Genomic DNA, 26,283 nt, shown 5'->3' with positions numbered 1-26,283 from the left:
ATTTCACGCAGGTAAAGAAATGAATTTATGGAAAAAGGTAAAGGAGCGCTACGATTTGGCGCCAGGCTTACCCGGGCGTTTGGTGGATGCCATGTATGCGGCCGCATCAGAGGGGGTCGTGCTGATCTTTCCTTCGCGCACGAGCATGGCGGCGACGAGCTTAACCTGCTCGATGAGCATACGCCAGTTCTGCTGGTCGATGGTGCGGGCTATGTCGGCTACATCAAACGTACCTTTTCCACCGCGCTCTTCGGCGAGCTTTAAGATCGTTTTCCGGATGTCGTCAGCAAAGACCATATTGTATGTTAGGTGGTTTAAGTGGAACAAGCCAACAATCAGTAAGGTTTCAACGTCATACATATTTCCTGTAAAAAGTATGCCCGTACGTACTTCTACGGAGGGGTATTGATACGCCGCTTTCATTACCTTTGTGGCGATTATGATCGAAGAAGACGAGGTACCCCCCGGCGGACAGGAGCAGGAAGAAGATGATTCCCTCTTTGAGCATCACCGGTTTGTGGCCGATCGCAAGCAAGCACTGCTGCGCATCGACAAGTTTTTGCAAGCCCGGATGGCAAACGTGACCCGTACGAAGGTACAGAACGGCATTCATGACGGCTTTGTGAAAGTAAATGATAAGGATGTGAAACCTAACTATAAGGTGCATCCGAACGATGTCGTTACCGTTTCTTTTCCCGAGCCACCGCGTGATACGGAGGTTACACCTGAGAACATCCCCCTGAATATTGTTTTTGAGGACGAACACTTGCTGATCGTCGATAAAGCTGCGGGCATGGTCGTACATCCTGCTTACCAAAATTGGAGTGGCACATTGGTGAACGCCCTGGTATACCACTTCCAGAACCTGCCCGAAATGAAGGGCAATGACGGGCGTCCTGGTCTGGTGCACCGCATCGACAAGGATACCTCGGGACTGCTGGTGATTGCAAAAGACGAAGCGACGCTCTCCGGCTTGGCGCGGCAATTTTTTCACCATACAATCGAGCGCACCTATAACGCCCTGGTGTGGGGTGTACCGGAACCGCCGGCGGGTACTATTAACGTGAACGTTGGGCGCAGCTTAAAGGACCGGCGTATTACGGCGTCCTTTCCGGATGGCACCATGGGCCGTCATGCAATTACGCACTACAGCCTCTTAAAAGATTTGCGGTATGTTTCGCTGGTGGAGTGCAAGTTGGAAACAGGCCGTACGCACCAGATTCGTGCGCACATGAAATATTTAGGGCATCCGCTCTTTAATGACGCCATGTATGGGGGTGACCAGGTGTTGAAGGGCACCACGTTTAGCAAATACAAACAATTTGTTGACAACTGCTTTAAGTTGATGCCACGGCAGGCACTGCATGCGAAGACGCTGGGCTTTAACCACCCCGTAACGAAGCAGTTTATGCAATTTGAATCACCTTTGCCGCAAGACTTTGTGGATGTCTTAGAGAAGTGGGAGCACTACGTAAAATTTAATTAGTAGGGTATTCCCGTAAAGCGCGTATTTTTTAGAAGACAGACTTCCTGCTTCAGTTTTATACCGAAGTATTTAAAAAGGGTATGATTCCCTGCCGGGATGGTGACGATCCCGGTGTACGCCGTCAGAATACGTGGCGTTTAGAAATACGGTCGCATCTTGCGAGTACCACCCAATGCCTGGCGGATCTCTTTCATTGCTTCGCGCTTAAATTTCTGATGCGACATTTCTTCCGCCGAACGGTACGTCAGGCTTTTAATGTACGCCATCACCTGCTGGGTCTGTTCCTGATCCAGCGAATCTAACGACGCCAAAATCTTGTGTTTCTGATCAAAGTTCGTCATACATGTAGTGGTTGTTTGACACTACAATAAACGCAAATCACATGCCCCTTGTTTAGGCAATGATGCGTATATAACACAGTAGTAATATTTAGGGCGAAAAGGAAACAAATCGCTCATCGCCCGTACCCGTTGAATCAACAGAACGACAGGTTATTACGGCGTATTTACCTCATGAAAGGGTCCCGAAGCGGGGTCGGTCCAGCTCATGGGATAGTTGGCATCGAGGAACTCCAGGGAATCACTTGTGAGGAATAATGGCCTGAATGTGTCGATCATTACGGCCAATTCGTGGGTCTCTTTTACGCCGATGCTTTTCTCTACGGTGCCCGGATGCGGCCCGTGCGGCAGCCCCCCGGGATGAAGTGTAAACGAGCCACGTTCAATACCACGACGGCTCATAAAATTACCTTCGGCATAATATAAAACTTCGTCGGAGTCGATGTTGCTGTGGTTGTAGGGAGCCGGAATAGCCTGGGGGTGATAATCAAACAAACGCGGCACAAACGAACAGATCACAAAGTTGTGTGCCTGGAATGTTTGGTGCACCGGCGGTGGCTGATGTATGCGGCCCGTGATCGGCTCAAAGTCGTGGATGGAAAAGGCATAAGGCCAGAGGAATCCATCCCACCCCACCAGGTCCAGCGGACTGTAATCATATATATACTGATGCAGGTATCCTTGCTTTTTGATTTGCAGTAAATATTCGCCCGGGCGTGTATCGGTGATCAGCTCGTGTGGCGGACGAATGTCACGCTCGCAGTAGGGCGAGTGCTCCATGAGCTGTCCCAGTTGGTTTCGATAACGCTTCACTGTTTCGACTGGCGATGACGACTCGATGATGAGCAGCCGCAGCGGGCCTTCTTCAAACTCCAGCTTATAAATTACCGTGCGGGGTATAACGATATAGTCACCCTGACGGAGGTCAAGCTTGCCAAAGGGTGAGATGAGCGTGCCCTTGCCATCGTGTATGTACAGTACCTCGTCGCCTTCTGCATTTTTATAGAAATAGTCCATTTTGCGCTGGCGGGGCGAGCAAATGGAAATCGAGCAGTCAGCGTTGGTGAGCAGCACCTTGCGGGCATTCAGGTAGTCGTCGCCGGTGGTGGCAACCTTGGAGGTATTGAGGTGGGTTTGCCGCAAGGCGTAATCGTTGATGCGGGTCGGCCCGTATTTAACCGGATCTTTCAAGGCCTTGATGCGCGTGGGCGGGTAGGTATGATATAAGTTGGAGTAGATGCCGGAGAATCCTTCGGAGCTTACCAGCTCTTCCTTATACAGGCTGCCATCGGGTTGCCGGAATTGCGTGTGGCGCTTGGGAGGAATGTTGCCCAATCGGTAATAGTACATAGATCTTGTGGTTTATGCACCAAATTACGCAATCGTTACCAGCCTCTAAGCAGTTCCAAAGGCTCTTTTATGAAAAGAGGTTTTGCCGTTTTTTATTTGGCAAAACCTCTTTTTGCGAAGTATACTGCTTTGTTAAGGCTTAACGCGCAGGTATTTTTCGACGATGGTCTGGTTGATGTTGGCAGCTTCCACTTTCTCTTCGCCCGACTGGATAAGGCTGTCGCCTTTCACTTTCAGCGTGAAGGTGAACTCGTGGTTTTCCCACTCGCGGAAATTACAATACTCCAGCACTTCGGTGTAAATGCTATCGCGCAAGGTGTAGCTGCCGCCGCCGGCTACGAACACAGGGGCCGTCTTGGCAGTGTCGCCGGGTATGGGTGCCTCGTGGGTGAGGAAGGCGAAGTGGGTGTCGTTGATGATCTTGATAGTGCGCGTGCCTTCAATTTTATCGTGCTTGACGGTATCGCCAATGTATGTGGTCTTGGCTACAAGTTGCCAGGTGCCCATGGCGTTGTTTTTCGGGGCCTGGGATTCGGGTTGGTGCGCCGGCGGGCAGCCGGCGCAAGCGAGTGCCAATGCACCGGCGAGGATGTTTATTTTCATTCGGATTGGGTTGTACGGCTATGTTTTACTCGTTTCGCAAGGCATTCAACGGGTTTGCCGAAGCAGCCTTGAGCGACTCGAAGCTTACGGTGATCAGGGCAATGATCAACGCGATACTTCCAGCGTAAACAAATATAAGCACATCGATGGAAATCCGATAGGCAAATCCTTGCAACCACAGGTCCATGAGGTACCACGACAAGGGCACCGACAGGACCAACGCTACCAATACCAGTTTAATGAACTCGGAGGACATGAGCGTGACGATTTGTTTTACGCTGGCACCCATGACCTTGCGCACGCCGATCTCTTTGAACCGGCGCTCCGCCATGTACGTGGAGAGGCCATACAAACCCAGGCAGGAGATCAGCACAGCCATGCAGGTAAATACGGTAATGATGCTCGACACGCGGCGATCGTCGTCATATTGCTTCTGAACATTCTCGTCCAGAAAGGAATATTCAAATGGTGTGTTGTCGACCTGTGCTTTCCAGATCTTTTCGATGCCGGCCACGGCCTTTTGGAAGTCACCACGGGAACGAAGACTGGCAACCATTACTTCGTAGCGTCCGATGGTGTCGGGCATAACAAAGATGAGTGGCTTGATCTCCTCACGAACAGAGATATGGTGATAGTCTTCCATGACGCCGATCACTTCGAAGGTATATTTTTTGCCCCAGTCAAAGTACAGATTTTTGCCGAGCATTTCCTCCGGCTCATAGCCGTATTGTTTAGCAGACGCTCGATTGATGACCACTTTGTTCTGGCTTTCCATTTTGCGGTTGCTGGTAAAGGTGCGCCCAGCCACCATCGGGATATCCAATAGCTCGATGTACCCTTGATCGACTTCGTTGCGGAAATTGGTCCGACCCGTTTCCATTGATCCACCCTCGGTATAAAATATCATGTCGCCAAAGACGCGGCTGCCGGGCATGAAGCGTGCGGCCGATACCTTTTCCACAGCTTCATACTTGAGCAGCTCATTGCGCAGGCCTTCGTAGCGGCCACGTGCCTCCGCGGTGCGAAGCGGCAGCACGATTTTGGCTTCGGCATCAAAGCCCAGACTCTTGTTCTGCATGTAACTCAGCTGGCGGGAGATAATGATCATGCCGGAAACCAGGGTGATGGCAATGAGAAACTGGAAGATCACAAGCGAGCGCCGTAGCAAGCCTGTGTTGTTACTCAACGCCAGCTTGCCCTTCAATACCTGCGCCGGTTGGAACGACGACAGGTAGAACGCCGGGTAACTGCCCGCTAACAAGCCCGTGATGACGGTGAGTATGATCAGCGCCACCGCAAAGTAGCCTACGTTGCCGGAATTGAAAGAAATAGTCTTGTTGGTGAGGTAATTGAAAAACGGCAGGGCTAGCTGCACCAACATTATGCTGATAACAATAGCCAATAATACAATAACCATGGCTTCGCCCAGGATATGCCGGATCAGTGTGCTGCGGAAAGCACCCATCACCTTGCGAATGCCGATCTCGGCGGCGCGCTTACCCGCCCGGGCAGTGGACAGGTTCATGAAGTTGATACAAGCCAGCACAAGTATAAACGTAGCGATAGAGGCAATGACATAGATATACTGGATGCGTGGGCTGCGACCGATGGGTGAATACAGGTACACGTCCCTGATCGGTTCGAGCATCAGGGTTTTCTGGAATCCCAGGGCTTTCATGTCTTCGCTGCCATATTTAATCAACACTGCGTTCATCTTAGCCTCCACCGTTTTTACATCGGAACCGGGCGCCAAACGAATCAGCCCGCCGAAAAAGTTCTCTCCTGCCCACTCGTCCATGAGTTCTTGCGAAACCAAGTCGCGGCTCAGACCATCGCTGGAAAGGGATGTGACAAAGTTGATGTGTTGAAAGCTTTTTTTCTGGTCTTTTATCACGCCGGTGACTTTAAAGGTAACGGGTGCACCTTGCCGGTCGATCTGGACGAGTTTGTTGAGTGCCGGCTCGTCATCAAAAAGCTTTTGCGCCAGGTGGTCGTTGATCACGACAGTGTTTGGATCGTCCAGCGCGTGATGCGGGTTGCCTTCCAGAAATTCGTACGTAAGAAGGTCGAACAAGGTAGAGTCGGCTACGATACCGTCGGACTCGTAGAATGTCTTGTCACCATAGATAAAAAGGCTTTGTTTGCCGGCGTCGACGTACCGGGCAGCCACCTCGATCTCAGGCACTTCGGCGCGTACGGCCGGTGCGATCGGGGGCGAGATCCCGTCTATGTCGGACTGGCCAAAGCCGATGTCCCTATCGAAGTGCGTATAGATTCGATAGAGGTCGCCCAACCGCTCATGGTGCTGGTCATATGCCATTTCATCCTGGATGTATAGCGCCAGGAGCAGACAACAGGTTATACCAAGGGAGAGTCCCGAGATATTAATCGAGGAGTAAACCTTGCTGCGCAGGATGTTGCGCCAGGCAAGAATGATATAATTACGAAGCATACGTGTACGAAAATAATCAAGGAAGACCACTAAACCAGTGCCATTCTATAAATACCCGCCAATAGCAAAAAATTATCACTATCGACCGGCCGGTTACGATCATACCTGAACAATAATGTCCGCGAGCGGGCACTTATCTCACATGTATGTGTAGTGTGTGATCGGTACATGGGCGAATCGGTCGTTGTTCACATCTGTACGTCGATTTGTTCAGGCGTGAACATTTCTCGGGAAGCAATCCGCTTTTCCGTGCGTGTAACCCGGTTGTTGCAACTGGCATCATAGTAGATATCGTAGTGCAACTCCTTAAACAACGTTTCTATGAAAGTACATTTTGCCAGTATTCTTGCCGCTGCTCTTGTTTGTTGTATACTATATACGCCTGCGTCGGCTCAATCTAATCAACACGGCGATGTCGCCGCACTACAAGCGACAATCCTCCACCGGGACAGCCGCTTCTGGCGCGCGTACAATACCTGCAACGCCGACAGTATGACACTGTTCTTTGTTGACGACCTGGAATTTTACCACGACAAAGGCGGCCCGACGCTGGGGCTGCAGAAGTTTGGCGAGACCACCCGCACGGGGTTGTGTGGCAATACCGCCAACTGGCAGCTGCGCCGTGAAGCGGTGCCCGGCACGGTCAAGTTCTTTCCGATGTATAACAGCGGAACGTTATATGGCGCCATTCTCCAGGGCGAGCATGTTTTTTATGTACAAGAGGCGGGCAAGAAAGAATACATGGACGGCCATGCGCGTTTTAGTCACTTGTGGCTCAACAAGGACGGAGTTTGGAAGATGGCGCGTGTGCTGAGCTATGATCACAAGCCTGCGGTCTATACCGCAAAGACGAAGATCATACCGGTATCCCCGGCGAAGCTCAGGCGTTTGAATGGAAATTATAACTCATCAAAAGCCGGTACCATTACTGTACAGCAGGAAGGAAACGCCCTAAAAATAACAACGTCGAGTTTCCAGGTAATGGCTTTTCCGGAGACAACCACGAAGTTCTTTCTCCGGAACCGCGATCTCCAGTTTGAATTTGTCGAAGAGAACAAGCAGATCGCCAGGGTTATTATATACGAACGAGGCGGTAAGGTAGAAGAAGCACCGCGCATGCAGTAGTGGACACTATAAAAAACTACGGGCAAAGAACATAACGTCCTCTGCCCGTGGTTGAGAAACTAACGTAGTAATCAGTATTTAAAAACTTTTCCGCCGGCCATCACCTCTTGTGTCTTTTCGTCGAAGGTGGCCTTCATGCCCGTGCGCACCGCGGCGTTAGTCATGATGGTGGCGATAGAATGTGAATAACCAGCCTCTACCGGTGCGTTGGTTTCCTGGCGGCTGCGCACACACTCCATCCAGTTGCGCATATGCGCGGAGGTAAGCGGGTCGCCACCCGTGTTGGCGGAAGCCACTACTTTCTCGGCCGTCATAGTCAGGTCCATGTCGGCCAGCAGGTTGGGCTTCATGCTCATCGCGGCCGCAGGGCCTTCTTTAAGCCCGCCGCGCGCCGACACTTTGTTGGTGTTCAGGTTAAGCTCGCCGCCGTTGGAGTAGTATATCTCGGCGGGGCTTTCGTCGCCGTTCATCATGCGGGACGTAAACTGTACCTGAAAGCCCTGTTTGTCATCGCCGTAGTCAAATACGGCGGTGGTGGTATCCCAATTTTTACGGCCGTCTTTCCAGAAGTATACGCCGCCGTTGGCTACAACGCTGCGCGGGTGCTTCAGCTCGCTGAACCAGTGTACGGTGTCGATTTGGTGGCTCATCCACTGGCCGGGCATGCCGGACGAGTATGGCCAGAAGAGACGGTACTCCAGATACTTGCGCGGGTCAAAGGCTTCGACGGGACGGTTCAGCAAGAAACGCTTCCAGTCGGTGTCTTGCTCGCGCAGCTCTGCCACCAGTGCCGGACGGCGCCAACGGCCGGGTTGGTTTACGTTCCAGCTTAGCTCTACCATGACAATGGGACCGAACTTTCCTTCTTTGATGAACTTCGCCGCCGCGTGGTAATTTTTACCACTGCGACGCTGCGATCCAATCTGCACGATCTTTTTCGATTCTTTTACCGCCTTCAGTGCAGCACGGGCATCTTCCATCGTTTCGGCAAACGGCTTTTCGGTATACGTATCGCAGCCGGCCTTTACAGCTTCAATGGTGTGCAGCGCGTGTTGAAAGTCGGCCGTGCTGATGATGACTGCGTCGAGGTCTTTGATCTTATAGAGCTCGTCGTTGTTGACGCACGCCTGGACGTCGTGTCCGAATTTTTCTTTCAGGAGGGCCTGGCCCTCTTCGCGACGTTTCTTCCACAAATCAGAGACGGCCACGATGTCGAAGTTCAGCTCCTGGTAGTGGTTCTGAAAAGCCGGGAACAAGGACTGCCGGAAGCGGTCGGAGAAGCCTACGACGCCTACGCGTACACGGTCGTTGGCACCGATGATGTTTGCATAACTTTTTGCACTAAAGGCCGCCGCGCCCAGGGTAACGACCGATGCTTTCTTAATAAAATCTCTTCTCGAGTGACTCATAGGATTCAGGGGTTGTTGGTCATTTTAAGGTTTTTGATCTTGATACTTCTATAGGACACGCGGTCGCCATGATCCTGTAACAGGATGTGGCCTTTTTCGGCCATGCCGAAGTCTTCCCACTGTGCATATTTGCTACGCGCCACCAGGGCTTTGTAGATGTTGTTGCCGCGCACGTACTCCACCACTCTGTAACCGTTCAGCCAGTGCTCTACGCGGTTGTCGGGATATACAATAACACGACCCAGGTTCCACTCACCGATTTTATGCACACCACGCGGGTTGCGATTGGCAGGAATGAGGTCGTACAGCGATGCCAGGGTGCGATTGCCTACGGCGCCCAGCTTGGCGTCAGGATGTTTCTCGTCATCGAGTACCTGGTACTCCAGGCCGATGGCCGAGCCTTGTGTTTTTTCCTTTTCGGTAACGAAGTATTTCACGCCGCTGTTCGCACCTTCCGTCAGGCGGAACTCGAATTGTAAGTCGAACGCTGCGTATTCGTCTGTTGTAACAATGTCACCACCATTCTGCGACTCCGCGCCGGCGGACTTTACAACGCTGAGGGTACCATCTGTAATCTCCCAGCCTTTTTCGGGAAAGCCATCTTTGCTTGTACCGCGCCAGCCGTTGGTGGTCCTACCATCCCACAGCAGCACGACGCCGTTTTTCTTTTCTTGTTCTGTCAGCGTGTTGGGCACAAAGTTTACGACGTAAATATTGTCGATGGGTGACGGTTGCAGGTTTTCGGTCTTGATGCGGATGTTTTTAAACCATACATGTTTACCGGCCGTCTCGCCTTTGCCGACGGCGTGTACCTGCAGCGCGATCAGGCCTTTCGGCGTCATGTCGTCCACCAGGTTGGCGCACGGTATACCGTTAATCCATGTGCGGACGCTGTTGCCAATAGCTTCAATGCGTACGCTGTTCCATTGGGTATTGCGATAGGCGCTTTTCGCCGCTGTGTTATAGTCCAACGGGTAGAGCCACTGACGACGGGATTCGTCGTATATACCGCCGCACCACTTGCGCGGGCTGGGATCAAAGTCCAGTTGATAGCCAAATACCTTACCGTCGAGGTAGTCGGGTTTGCTTTCACTGCGGAACTGTACACCCGAGTTGGTGCCGTCGTCCATTTTAAAATCGAGCTCGAGTATGAAGTCGCCGAACGTCCCATCGGCCATCAGGAAGGAATTTGGCGAGCCGTCTATCGTCGTGCCGACGATCATGCCGTTTTCAACCTTGTAGGGCGCTTTGCCATTGATCTGTTTCCAACCCGTCAGGTCTTTACCATTAAAGAGCGGCCGCCAGTCTTTATCCTTCTTCTGGGCATAGCCCGCCAGGGTAGAACAGGCGAACAGCCATACGATAAGTCGTTTCATGCTACGTTGTTATAGGTTTAGTCGTTTAAGTTCTTTTACGGCGTAGTCACACGCGCGGGCCGTCAGCGCCATATAGGTCAGCGACGGATTAGCGCTCGCGTTAGACGTCATGCACGCCCCGTCAGTGACGAATACATTCGGCACGGCATGTGCCTGGTTAAAGGCATTCAACACCGAGGTCTTTGGGTCTTTGCCCATGCGGGCGGTACCCATCTCGTGGTTGGCGTTGCCAGGATACGAGGTCTTGACGTACGGTCTTACATTTTTATAGCCCGCCGCTTCCAACATTTCGGCTGCCGAGTTGGCCATGTCTTGTTGCATAGCCTTTTCGTTGTCCTTAAAGGAGCAGTCGATTGTAAGCGTGGGGCGTCCGTACACGTCTTGTACGGAGGTATTCAGCGTTACCCTGTTTTCGGCGTAAGGCAGGCACTCGCCGTAGCCATTGAGACTGAAGTGCCACGGGCCGGGCGTCTGCGCTTTTGTTTTGAGCGCGGCGCCGATTACGTCCTGCCCGTTCAGGTCGCCCCAGCCTGCGCGCGATGCTCCACCTAAATAACCAAAGCCACGGATATAGTCAGTCCGTTGCTCGTGTAGATTCCTGTACCGCGGCACATACAGCCCATTGGGACGCCGGCCGATGTAGTAACGATCTTCAAAGCCTTCGACATCAGCATATGCGCCGGCGTGTTTGTGGTGATCCATCAGGTTTCGTCCCACCTGGTCGCTGTCGTTGCCCAGCCCGTTCGGGAACCTGCCGGACGTTGAGTTCAACAGAATGAACGTGGTGCCCAACGTGGACGCATTCAGGAAAATAAGCCGTGCGTTATATTCCGTTACGGTACCGGTAGTGGAGTCTACCACTTCCACGCCGGTGGCTTTTTTTCCTTGCTCATCGTACAGCACGCGGTTAACCAGTGACTGTGGCCGCAGCGTAAGGTTGCCGGTGGCAAATGCTGCGGGCAGCGTGCTGGCGTTGGTGCTGAAATAAGCACCGTACAAACAACCGCGGTGGCAAAGGTTGCGCGACTGGCATACACCCCGGCCTTTTACGGGGGCGGTGAGGTTCGCTACCCGGCCGATGGTGACAAGCCGCTCCGGAAACTTCTTCTGCATTTCCGCCCGGAAGTGTTGCTCAACGCAATTCATTTCCATGGGCGGTTGAAAATTGCCGTCCGGTAAAGTGGGCCACTTTTCCGCCTGGCCGCTGACGCCGATAAACGACTCGACGTAGCTGTACCACTGCGCAAGATCCTTGTAGCGCACCGGCCAATCTACACCGTGGCCATCGTTGGCATTGGCGGAGAAATCGAGGTCGCTCCACCGGTAGCTTTGGCGTCCCCACAGCAGGGAGCGGCCGCCGACGACGTCGCCGCGCACCCAGTCGAAGCGCTGAACTTCGGTGTAGGGGTTTTCGAGGTCATTTATATAGAAGTGTTTGTTGTCACCCCGAAACGAGTAGTGTCGTGCCTGCACATGGCTTTTTTCTTTTTCTGCCCGCGTCAGCCGCCCGCCATACGCAATTTCCCACGGATCTTTGGCCGTGGTGGGGTAGTTGGGGTGCTCGACGTTGCGGCCGCGTTCCAACATCAACACTTTCAGTCCTTTTTCACACAGTTCTTTTGCCGCCCATCCCCCACTGATACCCGATCCCACTACGATGGCATCATAGGTGTTTGCTGCGCGCGCCCTCAGGTTCAAATTCATAACACTTCTTTTCGAATCAAAAGATGTAAAAAACCTACTGAACGATGAAAATAAGTTTTTCAAACGGTAACAGTGTCGGGTTGCCTCCGGCCGAACTCATCGATATGACGGCATTTGGCGGCTCGCTCCCCTACAGGGAATATTTAATCTGGCCAATCCCTTTACGATTCCATGCCATGTTATATTTTTGCGCAATTTTGTACATCCCATTCCACTACGATAATGCCAAGAGACAGAAGTATTCGCTCCGTACTGATCATCGGTAGCGGTCCTATTATCATTGGGCAAGCCTGTGAATTCGATTACGCCGGCTCGCAGGCCTCCCGTTCACTCCGCGAGGAAGGTATTGAAGTTGTTTTGATCAACTCCAATCCGGCCACGATCATGACTGACAAAGTGACGGCCGACCACGTATATCTGAAGCCGCTTACCAAGAAGTCAATTCGCGAGATCCTGGAGCGCCATCACATCGACGCCGTTCTTCCGACCATGGGTGGTCAGACCGCGCTGAATCTTTGCATTGAATGCGATAAGGCGGGTATTTGGCAGCACTACGGTGTGCGCATCATCGGTGTTGACATCAAGGCGATCGAGACAACCGAAGACCGCGAGAAGTTCCGTCTGAAAATGCTGGAGCTGAATGTTGGCGTTTGTGAAGGTGGTACCGCAACGTCTTTCCTACAAGGCAAAGAGATTGCGCAGGACATCGGCTTTCCCCTGGTTATTCGTCCCTCGTATACATTGGGCGGTACAGGTGGCGCATTTGTAAATGCCCCCGAAGATTTTGATGAAGCGCTGAACCGCGGCTTGCACGCGTCGCCGATTCACGAGGTGCTGGTCGAGCAAAGCATCATGGGTTGGAAAGAATACGAGCTCGAGCTCCTGCGTGATAGCGCAGGCAACGTGATCATTATCTGTTCGATCGAAAACTTCGATCCAATGGGTATTCACACCGGCGACTCTATTACGGTCGCACCGGCCATGACGCTGCCAGACACCGTATACCAGAACATGCGGAACCTGGCCATCAAGATGATGAACGGCATTGGCCAATTCGCGGGTGGCTGTAACGTGCAGTTCTCACTGAATCCTGACGACGACAAAGATATTATCGCCATCGAAATCAATCCGCGTGTATCACGCTCGTCGGCACTGGCTTCGAAAGCTACGGGATATCCTATCGCCAAAATTGCCGCCAAACTGGCGATTGGCTACAACCTGGACGAATTGAAAAACGCCATCACGGGCACAACGTCGGCTTATTTTGAGCCGGCGATTGACTATGTGATCGTGAAAGTACCGCGCTGGAACTTCGATAAGTTCCCCGGAACAGACCGCACGCTGGGTCTGCAAATGAAGTCAGTGGGCGAAGCCATGGGCATTGGCCGCAACTTCCAGGAAGCGCTGCAGAAAGCCTGCCAGTCGCTGGAGATCCGACGCAACGGTCTGGGTGCAGACGGCAAGGAGCTCACAAACCAAGACGAGCTGCTGTATAGCCTGGAGCATCCGAGCTGGAACCGCGTGTTCCACATCTACGATGCGATCAAGCTGGGCATTGCCATGAAGACCATTCAGAAGCTAACGCGGATCGACCGCTGGTTCCTGAAACAGATCGAGGAGCTGGTAGACCTCGAAAAAGAAGTCACAACGTACGAGCTGTCAACGATTCCCACCGACCTGCTGCGCAAGGCGAAAGAAAAAGGCTTTGCCGACCGTCAGATCGCACACATGCTGGACTGCTACGAGAGCGAAGTATTTAAGAAAAGAACCGAGCTCGGCATCAAGCGTGTCTACAAGCTGGTAGATACATGTGCCGCAGAGTTTGAAGCAAAGACACCTTACTACTACTCGACATTCGACAAAGAAAACGAATCAACAGTATCGAACCGTAAGAAGATCATAGTCCTGGGTTCTGGCCCGAACCGCATCGGTCAGGGTATAGAATTTGACTACTCCTGCGTGCACGGTGTCCTGGCCGCAAAAGAGTGTGGCTACGAAACCATCATGATCAACTGTAACCCGGAGACGGTTTCAACAGACTTTGATATTGCTGATAAACTATACTTTGAGCCGGTATTCTGGGAACACCTCTATGACATCATCGAGCATGAGAAGCCGGAAGGTGTGATCGTGCAGCTGGGCGGTCAGACGGCACTGAAGCTGGCGGAGAAGCTGGAGAAATACGGCATTAAAATCCTCGGCACCTCGTTCGAGGCACTGGACCTGGCAGAAGACCGCGGGCGGTTCTCAAACCTGCTGAAAGATCTCGGTATACCATACCCGGAATTTGGAGTAGCCAACAATGCCGAGGAGGCACTGGAAGTATGTAAGACCATTGGCTTCCCACTACTGGTCCGCCCTTCGTACGTACTGGGTGGCCAGGGCATGAAGATCGTAATCAACGAGAAAGAGCTGGAGCACCACATCATTGATATCTGGAAGCACCTGCCCGACAACAAGGTGCTGTTAGATCACTTCCTCGACGGGGCGATTGAAGCAGAAGCCGATGCGATCTGCGATGGCGAGAATGTGTATATCATCGGCATCATGCAGCACATCGAGCCGGCGGGTATTCACTCCGGGGACTCCTACGCGGTACTGCCGCCGTACAACCTGGGTGACCTGGTGATCAAACAAATCGAGCATTACACGAATAAGATCGCGGTAGCGCTGCAAACGGTTGGTCTGATCAATATTCAGTTTGCGATCAAGAATGACAAGGTATATATCATCGAAGCTAACCCGCGCGCATCGCGTACAGTGCCGTTCATCTGCAAGGCCTACGATGAGCCGTATGTGAACTACGCCACAAAAGTAATGCTGGGTGAGAAGAAGGTAACAGATTTTACATTCAACCCGACCCGCAAAGGCTATGCGATTAAAGAGCCCGTGTTCTCTTTCCATAAGTTCACCGATGTGAACAAGGAGCTTGGTCCTGAGATGAAGTCTACCGGTGAGTCGATCTACTTCATCGACGATTTGATGGACGATTATTTCATGAAGATTTACTCGGAGCGGAATTTGTATCTGAGCCGCTAGGCGCCGATACACGTACCCTGATAAAACAAAAAAAAGAGGTTCTTGCTTATGCGAGAACCTCTTTTGTTTTACACTCCTCTTTCTATACTTCGTAAAAAGAAACAGGCTGCTCCTCACCGGGCAGCCTGTTTTCAGGACATGACGTTCGTCTGCGTCTTATTGTATTACAATCGTAAACGTTTCGATTGTCTCGAGTTCATACTGCACGTCCACGTCGCACGTACCGGCGCAAAGTTGTCCGGATAACATATATAATTTTTAGGTTTTAAAATGCAATCGCAATAACGTATGGTCTACACTATCAATTATAAGAGAACGCCGGACACGCTACCATGTAGGAGAGGCAAAAACCCAATTTTCCGGTATATCTATAAACTAATAGTGGCTTGAATTCGTCTCTATAAGTGAGACGTTTGATCGAGAGAGCTGCTCCGTGTGCGCACCAGTCGCAATTTTCTGACGGTTGGGGATTTGGCGGCGAACCTCTACCTTTACGTTTCTGTTAAGCTTTAATAACAGCAGCTATGTTTCGATTCCTTTTAATAATTGGCATCATTTCGTACGTTTTCTACAAAATAGGCTCATTCTTCTTCCGGGCCGGCGCAGCGGCGCAGGAACTGAAGAATTACAAAAACCAGCAAAAAGACGCCGATTCGTACAAAAAAACGAAGAAACGTGGCGTAAAAGGCGGCGACTACGTAGACTACGAGGAGATCAAATAATCCCGTTCCGGGAGGCATTCATGAGACTTCATTTTTATAAATACCAGGCAACTGGAAACGATTTTATGGTGGTGGACAACCGTGCCGGCAACCTGCAACTTACCCAGGAGCAGATCGCACGCCTGTGCCACCGGAAGTTTGGCGTAGGTGCGGACGGGCTGATGCTGATCGAAAAACACCCCTCCCTGCATTTTCACCTGGAATATTATAATAGCGACGGCTCTCAGAGCCTCTGCGGCAACGGCAGCCGCGCCGCGGTGCACATGGCCGCGCAGCTCGGTCTGCTCGACAAGGCGGCCACCTTTCAAGCCTACGACGGTCCCCACGACGCCGAGCTCCTGCCGACAGGCATTATCCGGCTGCGCATGGGCGACGTGGCCAGCCACACCCGGCACGGCGACGACTACTTTATTCACACCGGCTCACCGCACTATGTGCGCTTTGTCGACGACGTAAAGGCTTACCCCGTGGTAGACGAAGGGCGGAAGATCCGCTACAGCGACGCATTCAAACCGGGCGGTACAAACGTCAACTTTGTACAACGGTTGCCGAACAACACGCTTTTTGTCCGCACGTATGAACGCGGTGTTGAAGACGAAACACTATCGTGTGGTACTGGCATTACAGCGGCGGCATTGGCCGCAGCGCTGAAGGGTTATTCTTCACCTGTCGCAATCAAGGCGCTGGGCGGCGAGCTATCGGTAGAGTTTACCCGGGCAGGCGATGGCAGCTTTACAAATGTCTATCTCATCGGCCCTGCGCAATGTGTCTTTGAAGGCGATGTAGAAATCTAGCGCTTTCAAAAGCTGACATAATTTCCCATTTCCCCAAAAACCGTCCGAGTATAGGAACATCGGCGTCGGCATGCCGGTCCCCTTGGCATGTTTCCGATTTTTTTCTTGTCATTCCTGCCAAAATGATCTTTAAAGAAGCGTTGGAACTGTTATTGCTCCCCCTGAAATCTCAAAAAACAATTTAACTTTAAGCCCCCTAAACAGGGCTGATCGCTCTTTATCATCCGTTTTTTCTACCACCGGTTTAGCTGTGATACGCTGCCGCGGGTGAACAACGGCAGGCGCAGAGCGGTGAAAGTATAACGACCATTATATGCTGAAATTCATTGCCAAGATCTTCGGAACCAAGTCAGAGAAAGACATCAAGCGCATCATGCCGTTGGTGGAGCAAACCCAACAGGAAGGTGAGAAGTTAAAATCGCTTAGCAACGATGCTTTACGGGCCGAAACCAAGAATATCCAGAACTTCATCAACCAGGAGCTGCAAAGCATCGACAACCAGCTGGCGGCGTTGCACCAAAAGATCGCCGACAATCCCGACCTCGAGATCCAGGACAAGGAGGCCATCTTTATGCAGATCGACGAGCTGGAGCTTACACGGAACAAAGACCTCGAAAAAGTATTGATGAAGGTGCTCCCGAAGGCGTTTGCCATTGTGCGCGAGACCGCACGCCGCTTCAAGGAGAACGACTACCTGGAAGTTACCGCCCAGGATTTCGATATACAATTTTCTGCCGGCCGTGAGCACATCCAGATCGACGGTGACAAAGCCCGCTGGGCCAACCAGTGGATTGCCGCCGGCACGCTGCAGAAATGGGAGATGGTGCACTACGACGTACAGATCATCGGTGGTATCGTACTGCACGAAGGCAAGATCGCGGAGATGGCCACAGGGGAAGGTAAGACGCTGGTCGCTACCCTGCCGGCCTTCCTGAACGCCCTGGCCAAACGCGGCGTGCACATCGTTACCGTAAACAACTACCTGGCCACCCGCGATAGCGAGTGGATGGCGCCGATCTTCCAGTTCCACGGCATCAGCATAGATTGTATCGACAAACACGAGCCCAACTCCAGCGCCCGCCGCAACGCATACCGTGCCGACATCACGTACGGCACCAACAACGAATTTGGCTTCGACTACCTACGCGACAACATGGCGCGCGAGCCGGAAGACCTCGTACAACGCAAGCACCACTACGCCATGGTGGATGAGGTGGACTCTGTACTGATCGACGAAGCCCGTACACCCCTCATTATCTCCGGCCCGGTGCCCCGCGGCGACGAGCACGAATTCTATGACCTCAAGCCCCGCATCTTTAAGCTCGTAGAAGCCCAGAAGAAGCTGATAAACGAATACCTCAACACCGCCCGTAAGCTTATGACCGAAGGCAATGAAAAGGACGGCGGCCTGCCGCTGTTCCGCGCGCACCGCGCCATGCCCAAGCACAAGCCACTGATCAAGTTCCTGAGCGAGTCGGGCAACAAAGCCATTTTGCAAAAGACGGAGAACTACTACCTCCAGGACAACAAGCGCAATATGCCGGAGGCCGACGCGCCATTGTATTTCGTCATCGACGAAAAAGACAACAGCGTGGAGCTAACGGAAAAAGGTATCGACCTGATCACAGGCGAAGGCGAAGACCCAAAATTCTTCATCCTGCCGGAGATCGGCACCGAGCTTTCAAAGCTTGAAAAAGAAGTCGGCCTGGACGATGCGACACGCCTGCAACGCAAGGAGGAGCTCATCCGCGATTATCAAACCAAGACACAACGCATTCACAGCGTGAACCAGTTGTTAAAGGCTTATACGTTGTTTGAAAAAGATACAGAATACATCCTGGTGGATGGAAAAGTAAAGATCGTAGACGAGCAAACCGGTCGTGTACTCGACGGTCGCCGTTACTCCGACGGTCTGCACCAGGCGATCGAAGCAAAGGAAAACGTAAAGGTGGAAGACGCCACCCAGACCTACGCGACCATTACCCTGCAGAACTACTTCCGTATGTATCACAAGCTGGCCGGTATGACCGGTACGGCCGAAACAGAAGCAGGCGAGCTGTGGGATATCTATAAACTGGACGTAGTCGTAATCCCTACAAACAAACAGGCAGTACGGAAAGATTACGACGACATGGTATATAAAACCATGCGGGAGAAGTTCAACGCGGTAATTGACGATATCGTCAAGCTGACAGGCGAAGGACGCCCGGTGCTGGTGGGTACAACGTCTGTCGAAATCTCGGAAGTTGTCAGCCGTCTGTTGCAGATGCGCAAGATCAAGCACCAGGTATTGAACGCCAAGCAGCACCAACGCGAAGCAGAGATTGTAGCAGAAGCCGGTAAGCCGGGTACGGTAACAATCGCCACCAACATGGCCGGTCGTGGTACCGACATCAAGCTTACGCCGGAATCCCGTGCCGCGGGTGGCCTGGCCATTATTGGTACCGAGCGTCACGAGTCGCGTCGTGTAGACCGCCAGCTGCGCGGTCGCTCGGGTCGTCAGGGTGATCCCGGTACGTCGCAGTTCTATGTGTCGCTGGAAGACAACCTGATGCGTCTGTTCATGCCCGAGCGTATTGCCCGCATCATGGACAAGCTGGGCCTCAAAGAAGGTGAAGTCATTCAACATTCGATGGTGACGAGCTCCATCGAACGCGCTCAGAAGAAAGTAGAAGAGAACAACTTCGGCACACGCAAGCGTCTGTTGGAATACGATAACGTCATGAACTCGCAGCGGGAGGTTATCTACAAGCGCCGTCGCAACGCCTTGTTTGGCGAGCGCCTGGAGCTGGATATCCTGACGATGCTGAATGATACGTCAGAGGACATGGCAATCAATGCCAAGAACGGCGCGGACTACGAAAGCCTGCGCCTGAGTGCCCTAAGCACTTTCGGTTTGGACTACGACGTAACCGAAGAGGCCTTTAACAAGATGACCGAAGCGCAGCTCGGCGACGACCTGTACCACAAGGCCCTGGAGCGTTATCATACTAAGAACAAGCTGATGGCTGAGCGCGCCCTGCCGGGCTTCACGCAGCTGCACCGCGAGCGCGGTGCCACCATTGAAAACGTGATGGTCCAGGTTACCGATGGTCAGAAGCAGATTGGCGTCGTTGCCAACCTGAACAAATGCATTACCTCCAACAACGGCGAGTTTATCAAGGCGATGGAGAAGGTCATTACACTGAGCATCATCGACCAACAGTGGAAAGAGCATTTGCGTGAGATGGACGATCTGAAGCAGTCCGTACAGAACGCGGTATACGAGCAGAAGGACCCGCTCCTGATCTATAAGTTCTCGGGTTTTGACCTGTTTAAGCGGTTTGTGGCCAAGGTGAACGAAGACACGATTGCCTTCTTGTCAAAAGCTGATTTCCCGACACAAGAGCAGGAGCAGCAAGTACAGGAAGCCCGCATACAACGCAACAAGGTGCGCCTGAGTGAGCAGAAGGAAGAGTCACGCTCACTGCTGAGCGGCAGTGGCAACGGCGAGGCGCGCGATGGCGGCACTGCCGGCAATGGCCGCGCCCAGGCTCCCTACGAAAGACCGCAGGAGAAGGTGATGCCCGTCAAGTCAGACAAGGTAGCCAACCGTAACGACAAGGTGAGCGTTCAATACCCTGACGGCCGCGTACTGCGCGACGTGAAGTATAAGAAAGTAGAAGAAGACATCGCGAACAACCGCTGTATCATAATTGAATAGCATGCACCTGTTAAAAGGAATGATCTATACGTCTTGCATCCTGCTACTGGCAGGGTGCAAGACCACTCAAAAAACGACCAGCAGTACCTCACAACAGAGCAAGTATACGGAAGACCTTTCCGTATGGCGTCCGAAGGTAGAGTCGACTACTGCCCCTGTTACCACTACAGCCCCTCCCGCCACCGGAACCCCGGAAGACCGCAAGACACAGCCCTACACAGAGGCGCGATTTTCCGTGAACCGGCAGCTGGACACCGTATTGGACAGCATCGACCGGAGCAACCTTAACCGTCGCTACATTGACGGGTTCACCATTCAAGTGTACTCCGGGCGCCGGGAAGAGGCGCTGAACGCCAAAAAACAATTGACGACTTCCCTCCCCAGACTGGAATCCGAGGTGCAGTTCACCGAACCGATCTTTCGTGTGAAGGTGGGCAAATATTACAGCCGCATGGAGGCTCAGCAGGACTATACAGCCGTAAAACGCTATTTCCCGGCTGCTATCCTTATTCCTGAGAAAATTGCCCTGAGCGAATAGTGATGCCCCTGTAGGGTCCGCCGGACTGACTTTACTGCTTTCTATCCGCCTGTCTTTCTGTGGTTTGAATTTTGCCATGTATTTTTGGCAAAACATTTTTTAAGCTTTTGAAGACAGTCCGGAAAATATTTTTTTACCTCGTTCTAACCCTTGTCGTGCTTTTACTTTCCCTCACGGCATCGGTGTTCCTGTTCAAGGACAAGATCATCCGTCAGTTCATCGAGGAGGCGAACAAAAACCTGCAGACACCGGTCAAGATCGGCCAGATGGACGTCTCCGTGTTTGAGAAGTTCCCACAAATCTCGATCGTGCTTCGCGACGTCTATATCGAGGATAGCCACCCCGGGCAATACCCGCTGCTGACGGCCTCCACCCTTGCATTTCAGTTACACCCCCTGGAGCTCTGGCGCGGCAAGTATACCATTCGCGGAGTACAGATCCACAACAGTGAAACGAACCTGCGCATAGACGCCAGGGGGCAAAACAACTATACCATTTTTAAAGCCACCGAAGGCGACAACGGAACAGGAGGAGGCGGAGTAACCTTTGAGCTGAGCCACGTAGACCTGAAGAAGACGCGGTTTCACTACGTCGATCTGCACGACCATAAGAACATGACGTTCACCAGCGAGGCGCTGGATGCTTCTATACGCTCCGTGCAAAACACCTACCACGTCAAGACGCACGGTCAGCTGACCACGGAAACGCTCGACATCAGCGGCTCGGCCTACCTGGCAGGAAAGAATTTTACGATCGACAGTGACCTGACCTACGACGACCAGAACCGGCTGCTCACCATTCACCCCTCTACGTTGGAACTAAAGAAATCTTCGTTTGCCGTGCGGGGTAGTTATGGATGGAAGGATGACAACGTAGTAGACCTGACGGTGGACGGCCAGGATACAGACATTCAAACCATTGTTTCCTTGCTGCCCGAGTCGGCTACACACGGACTGGAGAAGTATCAGAGCAAGGGGGATGTATATTTCTCGTCGACGTTGAAGGGTGTGATCAGCCGGCGTAAAAGCCCTGCGTTTTCAGTGAAGTTTGGGTTTGACAACGCTACGATCTATCACCCCGAGTACAAGTCACGGATCGAAGAAGCGACGATGGAGGGCTCGTTTGCCAGCGCCGACATTAGCGACTTGTCAGCGGCTACGCTGGTATTGAAAAACGTGCACGGCAAGCTTAACAACGAAGCCTTTGTCGCCAACTTCGTGCTCCAGAACTTCAACGATCCGGAGGTGATCTGTGATTTTAAGGGGCGTATTGACGCGGGCTCGCTGCTGGACTTTTACCCGGTAGAAAATATCTCCGATGTCGCGGGCCATCTCCTGGCCGATGTGTCTTTTGAAGGGAAGGTAGGACTGCTCAAGCGCCGGACCACGGCACAGAAGGTATCGACGCAGGGCACGATCGAATTGCAAGATATTCACCTGAAATTTGGTGCAGGCAAGATTCCGCTACAGGACATGCGCGGCAACCTGCAGTTTAGCAACAACGACCTGGCGTTGAGCAACGTGTCGGGCAAGCTGGGCAACAGCGACTTTTTGCTCAACGGCTTCTTTAAGAACATCATCACCTTCCTGCTGTTTGAGAATCAGCCGATCGGCATCGAAACAGACCTCAAGTCGAACTATATTGACATGAACCAACTGCTCGCCATTGGCTTTGGCCAGCCCACCGGCAAACAGGAACAGGAGTATGCCTTCAGCATTTCAAAGAATATCAACCTGAACTTCAACTGCGATGTGAAGGCGATGACATATAAGCGTTTTCACGCCGCCAACCTGAAGGGGGACCTGCTGGTAAAAAACGAAATGGCCGTATCGCGAAACATCACATTGCATGCGATGGGCGGAGACATGATGCTGTCGGGCATTATTGATGCCAAGAACAAAAACGCGATCGATGTAATAAGTACGTGCAAGGTGAACGGCGTATACCTCGACAGTGCCTTTTATGTTTTTGAGAACTTTCAACAGAGCTTTATTGAAGATAAACACTTGCGCGGGCGCGCCTATGCCGACGTGAACCTGGAGATGGCATTGAAGCCGAGCCTGCGGTTGTTCCCCGAGACGTTGATTGCCGATATCGGTGTGTCCATTAAAGGTGGGGAGCTAAACAACTTTGAGCCCATGCAGAAGTTGAATCGGTATGTGAATGATAAGGAGCTGAGCCATCTGCGGTTCTCGGATATCAAGAATGACATTCATATTGAAAATAAAACGATCTATATACCGCAGATGGAAATACGGACCAATGTCACCAGTCTGCGGGTGAGCGGTACGCATACATTTGACCAGCAGATTGACTACCGGGTCATTACACCGCTGCGTTTGGCCCGGCAGCGCGATCCGGAGGCATTGCAAGCCGTAGAGGAAGATGCTTCGGGCAGCAAGCTATACTTGAAGATTACCGGAACGGCAGATAATTATCGCGTGCAGTACGATACGGATGCAGTAAAAAAGAAGATTGTTTCGGATCTGAAGAACGAGGTAAAGGAACTAAAGGACGCGTTTAAGAATAAAGGCACGCAGAAGAAGAAGGAAGCGGAGCTGGCAAAGGATGAATATTTTGAGTGGGATGAATAACATCCTAAAATGGCTGATATTTACGTCACCCCCTGAAAATAGACAATGCGGTGTCCGCGGGGTGGCCCCTTGATGCCAATTTAATCTGGGCTCTTGCCTCCCTGGATTCAGGCCTGACACAGGCATGTTCTAATCCTATATAGTGTAGATCATCCGTGGTTCATCCGTGGAACATCTATGGAGGAAGCCTGTGGCAGACTCGAAGGGTCCCCGGCGAAGAAGGCCTTTTTCCCGTCCCGGCTCCGACCCTCCACGCAATTCCTTCCCCCCTCCGTGGAACCCTAAATTCCATATTTTCAAACCAACGAAAATTATTTCAAAACCACCTGTCAAACCTGATCCAACAGGTGATTAACACGTGATCTAGTTGTCTGAGAAGTTTACTGTCAAATAGCTCGCTATCCCCACGCGAAAGCCATAGTCATGATACTGACCATCTTGAAATGACACTGCTCCTTCCAAACGGAAGAACCGCAAAATACCATCAATAGAATATCCCACCTCTGTATAGTTCTTAGAAGTCGGCGTGGCAAGATAATTCACAAAGATGTTCTCACGAATCCCCATCATACGCACAAACGGGAAGCTGGTAACAAGAAAGCGACGGAACTGATAGTATACATTACCCGCCAAATAACGATCGGGCGTAGAATAGGTATAATAATCCAACAAACGAAAGCTTCCCACCGGATCCGTAGTACTAAATGGTGTACGGTTGCCGAGGAAGTGTTTGTAGTCCATAAAATACATACGACGGTCATTCAGGAACGTGCCGGCACGCACGGCGAAATGCAGGCGGCCGCGTACACCGATCGCAATCTGATGTTTCGCCCCTACTTCGAGCTGATCAAAGTCAACGTCGCTGCCGAGAACGTCGGAGATTCCTTTTCTATAGGTGAGGCTCAACGTCGGCGACGAGTTCTCCACTTCGTGGCGCTGGCGGTTGCGAATGCGATATTTCAACCATGGGCGTGTGACAACGCTAACAGCCGCGGTGAGAGCCTCATGATCGGGAAAGGATGTATCGAGCAGTTCGGCGTTCACCGGGATGTTGGAGGTATAATCCTCGATGCTCTTGCGATCTATCCATTTATAGTTCGTGGTATTCTGCAGCATGTGGCGGCGTTGCCAGGATGCCGTGCCTTCTACTGATACAAAATCGCTCAGGTTGCGGCGGTATAGTACGTCTACGTAGCGGCGTTCGTATAGCTTCATGAGGTTCTCTTCCAACAGCAGCGTCATGAAGTCGTTGACGATCGGCAAGATGGGTTGGTCTGCATTGTACTGACGCACATATCGGCCGCCTTCTACCTCGAATCGGTATATCTTGTTACGCAATACAAATTTTAGATTGCCGGAGGCCACCTTGCGCGAAAAAGCGTAGCGGAAGGCGGGCGTAATACTGAGGCGCGTTTTGTTGGTGTCTTGTAGGATCGTACCGAACGACACTTTGTATACCAAATTCCAGCCCTCGACCGTGTTGAAGCCGGGCATGGGAAAGTGTATTTTAACGTTGGAGTGCTTGGAGACTTTGTAGGTGTCGCCGATCAACAGATCCCACGGCTGGAAACCGGCGTGTTTGGATTGCTTCAAGGTATCACCGGCTTCTTTGCGGGCTTCAATTTCGGCGGTGCTGTCGGACTTTTGATAACCTTTTACTTCTTCCGGTGTCAGGGGTACGGGGCGCATAGACGCCCAATAGGTCGAGTCCTTCTTAAAAGCACCGCTGTCGATCTCGAATACCGTTTCAGAGAGGACTTCAGGCTGTTTCTGCTGGCGCAGCTCCTGCTTCTCATAGTCCTTCATGATCGTCTTTAATTCCTTGCGGGTAATCTCTTTGCCGGACTGCAGTCGTTCTTGCAATTGTTTGGCGTTATCGGGCTGGCGACGTGGGGCCGTGGTCTTCGCCTGCCGTGCTTCCTGCTTTTGGATCTTCTCGTCGATCACCTCCATTTTATCGGTCTGGACGTAGAGCGCAGAATTGAGTTTGATTTTGTAGTCGCTCACCGTGGCCAGATATTTATACTCAAACTCAAAACCAAAGACCTTTCCATCGATGCGGAACTGGTGCGACACCGGCAGCCACGCTTTGTCTTCAATGGGTGCGTAGACTGCCTTGATATAGATGTCTATCCCCAGGCGGGTGGTGTGGATGTCCATGCTGTGAATGCTCCACCAGTCTTCGACAATGTTCATGACGCCGTCCACAACGTTGTCGCCTTTGACGCGGGGAATGACTTTGATACGGCTTACGGCGTAGTCGCGATCTTGGAAGGTACCGAGATATTCAAATTTATAGTATGAAAAAGCACGGGGTGACATGGGCGAAACAGTCTCGGCAACTTCGGGCTCATAGAAGCTGCCGAAGATGTATTGGTTGGGCGAGGTATTATTGTCTTTGCCGTCGCTGCGAATGGAAATCACCTTCTCCTCAAACTTCTTGGGGCGGGTATATTTTACATCGCTGACGGATTCCGAAATATACACGCGGCCTTTTTCGATGCCTTCTTTTTGCAGGGTACGCTTGGCCAGCCAGGGATAATCTTTTAGTTTGCCGGCGCCTTTTATGTATACGCGGGCGGAGTAACCATCCAGTTGCTGAGTATGATATTTGGCTTTGGCGATGGCCCTGCGCATAATGGTGTAGGCGGGGTCTTCTTTGCCGTCTTGTACCACGACGGTGGGTAGCACGGTGGCCTGGGGCTTGAGGGAAACGTTTACTTCGCGGAAACTCTTGTCGACGTCGATGATGCGCACGGCGGTTTCGTAGCCCAGGTACTGGTATACAATCTCATAGTGACCCGAGTCGAGCGCCACTTCGTACAAGCCGTTTTCATTGGAGGTGGTGCCGGTACCGATCTGCCGCACAAAAATGGTGGCATAAGGCAAGGGCTTGCCGGTCTCGTCTTGCAACGTGCCACGTATACCTTGCGCATACCCCGACAGGGAAAGCACAATGGTGCCCGCCAGAAGGCAAAGGGTTTTATAGCAGGCCAGCCCTTGATCCATAAAACGACGGGGCAGCGGGGGTAGAAAAGACATACAACTGG

17 protein-coding genes are annotated in these 26,283 nt (G+C 52.2%); 8 read left to right on the top strand and 9 right to left on the bottom strand.

Annotation, left to right across the window (positions count from 1 at the left end; all coding sequences use genetic code 11):
- Positions 1-48 precede the first annotated feature (48 nt).
- The gene (locus KK062_RS16295) at positions 49-297 is read right to left on the bottom strand and encodes a DUF3253 domain-containing protein (protein ID WP_254085387.1); all 249 of its coding nucleotides are present in this window, start codon (positions 295-297) and stop codon (positions 49-51) included.
- Between the two features lie 142 nt (positions 298-439).
- On the opposite strand from KK062_RS16295, the gene KK062_RS16290 reads away from it, so the two are divergent.
- Positions 440-1,486: an RluA family pseudouridine synthase gene (locus KK062_RS16290; protein ID WP_254085386.1), complete on the top strand. Its 1,047-nt coding sequence runs from the start codon at positions 440-442 to the stop codon at positions 1,484-1,486.
- 137 nt (positions 1,487-1,623) lie between these two features.
- Here KK062_RS16290 and KK062_RS16285 read toward each other — a convergent pair whose 3' ends face one another.
- The 4 genes from KK062_RS16285 to KK062_RS16270 form a co-directional block, all read right to left on the bottom strand.
- Entirely contained in the window at positions 1,624-1,827 is a 204-nt protein-coding gene (locus KK062_RS16285; RefSeq protein ID WP_254085385.1) for a hypothetical protein, read from the bottom strand.
- 153 nt (positions 1,828-1,980) lie between these two features.
- Positions 1,981-3,174 (bottom strand): homogentisate 1,2-dioxygenase, encoded by a 1,194-nt coding sequence (locus KK062_RS16280; protein WP_254085384.1) that lies wholly within the window; start codon positions 3,172-3,174, stop codon positions 1,981-1,983.
- Between the two features lie 132 nt (positions 3,175-3,306).
- Positions 3,307-3,777: a hypothetical protein gene (locus KK062_RS16275; RefSeq protein ID WP_254085383.1), complete on the bottom strand. Its 471-nt coding sequence runs from the start codon at positions 3,775-3,777 to the stop codon at positions 3,307-3,309.
- A gap of 25 nt (positions 3,778-3,802) precedes the next feature.
- A complete protein-coding gene (locus KK062_RS16270; protein WP_254085382.1) occupies positions 3,803-6,229 on the bottom strand; it encodes an ABC transporter permease in 2,427 nt (808 codons plus the stop codon).
- Positions 6,230-6,550: 321 nt separating this feature from the next.
- On the opposite strand from KK062_RS16270, the gene KK062_RS16265 reads away from it, so the two are divergent.
- The gene (locus tag KK062_RS16265) at positions 6,551-7,354 is read left to right on the top strand and encodes a nuclear transport factor 2 family protein (RefSeq protein WP_254085381.1); all 804 of its coding nucleotides are present in this window, start codon (positions 6,551-6,553) and stop codon (positions 7,352-7,354) included.
- Between the two features lie 71 nt (positions 7,355-7,425).
- On the opposite strand, the gene KK062_RS16260 is transcribed toward KK062_RS16265, so the two are convergent.
- The 3 genes from KK062_RS16260 to KK062_RS16250 are packed head-to-tail and all read right to left on the bottom strand — an operon-like array spanning position 7,426 to position 11,843.
- Positions 7,426-8,763: a Gfo/Idh/MocA family protein gene (locus KK062_RS16260; RefSeq protein ID WP_254085380.1), complete on the bottom strand. Its 1,338-nt coding sequence runs from the start codon at positions 8,761-8,763 to the stop codon at positions 7,426-7,428.
- Positions 8,764-8,768: 5 nt separating this feature from the next.
- Complete coding sequence (locus KK062_RS16255) at positions 8,769-10,139, bottom strand: 3-keto-disaccharide hydrolase (protein ID WP_254085379.1); 1,371 nt, start codon at positions 10,137-10,139, stop codon at positions 8,769-8,771.
- Between the two features lie 9 nt (positions 10,140-10,148).
- Positions 10,149-11,843 (bottom strand): GMC oxidoreductase, encoded by a 1,695-nt coding sequence (locus KK062_RS16250; protein WP_254085378.1) that lies wholly within the window; start codon positions 11,841-11,843, stop codon positions 10,149-10,151.
- 222 nt (positions 11,844-12,065) lie between these two features.
- Here KK062_RS16250 and carB point away from each other — a divergent pair, with 222 nt between their 5' ends.
- The 6 genes from carB to KK062_RS16220 all read left to right on the top strand — a co-directional run bounded on the left by carB (position 12,066) and on the right by KK062_RS16220 (position 23,233).
- Positions 12,066-14,882: a carbamoyl-phosphate synthase large subunit gene (gene carB / locus KK062_RS16245; protein ID WP_254085377.1), complete on the top strand. Its 2,817-nt coding sequence runs from the start codon at positions 12,066-12,068 to the stop codon at positions 14,880-14,882.
- Positions 14,883-15,406: 524 nt separating this feature from the next.
- Positions 15,407-15,604, top strand: coding sequence for a hypothetical protein (locus tag KK062_RS16240; protein ID WP_254085376.1), 198 nt, complete (start codon positions 15,407-15,409; stop codon positions 15,602-15,604).
- 20 nt (positions 15,605-15,624) lie between these two features.
- Entirely contained in the window at positions 15,625-16,398 is a 774-nt protein-coding gene (gene dapF, locus KK062_RS16235; RefSeq protein ID WP_254085375.1) for a diaminopimelate epimerase, read from the top strand.
- A gap of 313 nt (positions 16,399-16,711) precedes the next feature.
- The gene (gene secA / locus KK062_RS16230) at positions 16,712-20,101 is read left to right on the top strand and encodes a preprotein translocase subunit SecA (RefSeq protein ID WP_254085374.1); all 3,390 of its coding nucleotides are present in this window, start codon (positions 16,712-16,714) and stop codon (positions 20,099-20,101) included.
- A gap of 1 nt (position 20,102) precedes the next feature.
- On the top strand, positions 20,103-20,639 hold the full coding sequence (locus KK062_RS16225) for an SPOR domain-containing protein (RefSeq protein WP_254085373.1): 537 nt from the start codon (positions 20,103-20,105) through the stop codon (positions 20,637-20,639).
- A 155-nt stretch (positions 20,640-20,794) separates the two neighbouring features.
- The gene (locus KK062_RS16220) at positions 20,795-23,233 is read left to right on the top strand and encodes a DUF3971 domain-containing protein (RefSeq protein ID WP_254085372.1); all 2,439 of its coding nucleotides are present in this window, start codon (positions 20,795-20,797) and stop codon (positions 23,231-23,233) included.
- 363 nt (positions 23,234-23,596) lie between these two features.
- Here the strand turns inward: KK062_RS16220 and KK062_RS16215 are convergent, their stop codons facing one another.
- Positions 23,597-26,275, bottom strand: coding sequence for a DUF5686 and carboxypeptidase regulatory-like domain-containing protein (locus KK062_RS16215; RefSeq protein WP_254085371.1), 2,679 nt, complete (start codon positions 26,273-26,275; stop codon positions 23,597-23,599).
- Between the last annotated feature and the right edge of the window lie 8 nt (positions 26,276-26,283).

It is taken from the genome of Dawidia cretensis (assembly GCF_018598175.1).
GTDB lineage: Bacteria > Bacteroidota > Bacteroidia > Cytophagales > Cyclobacteriaceae > Ohtaekwangia > Ohtaekwangia cretensis.
Note: the sequence above shows the minus strand (reverse complement) of the source record. Positions and strands in the feature narration are given on the sequence as shown.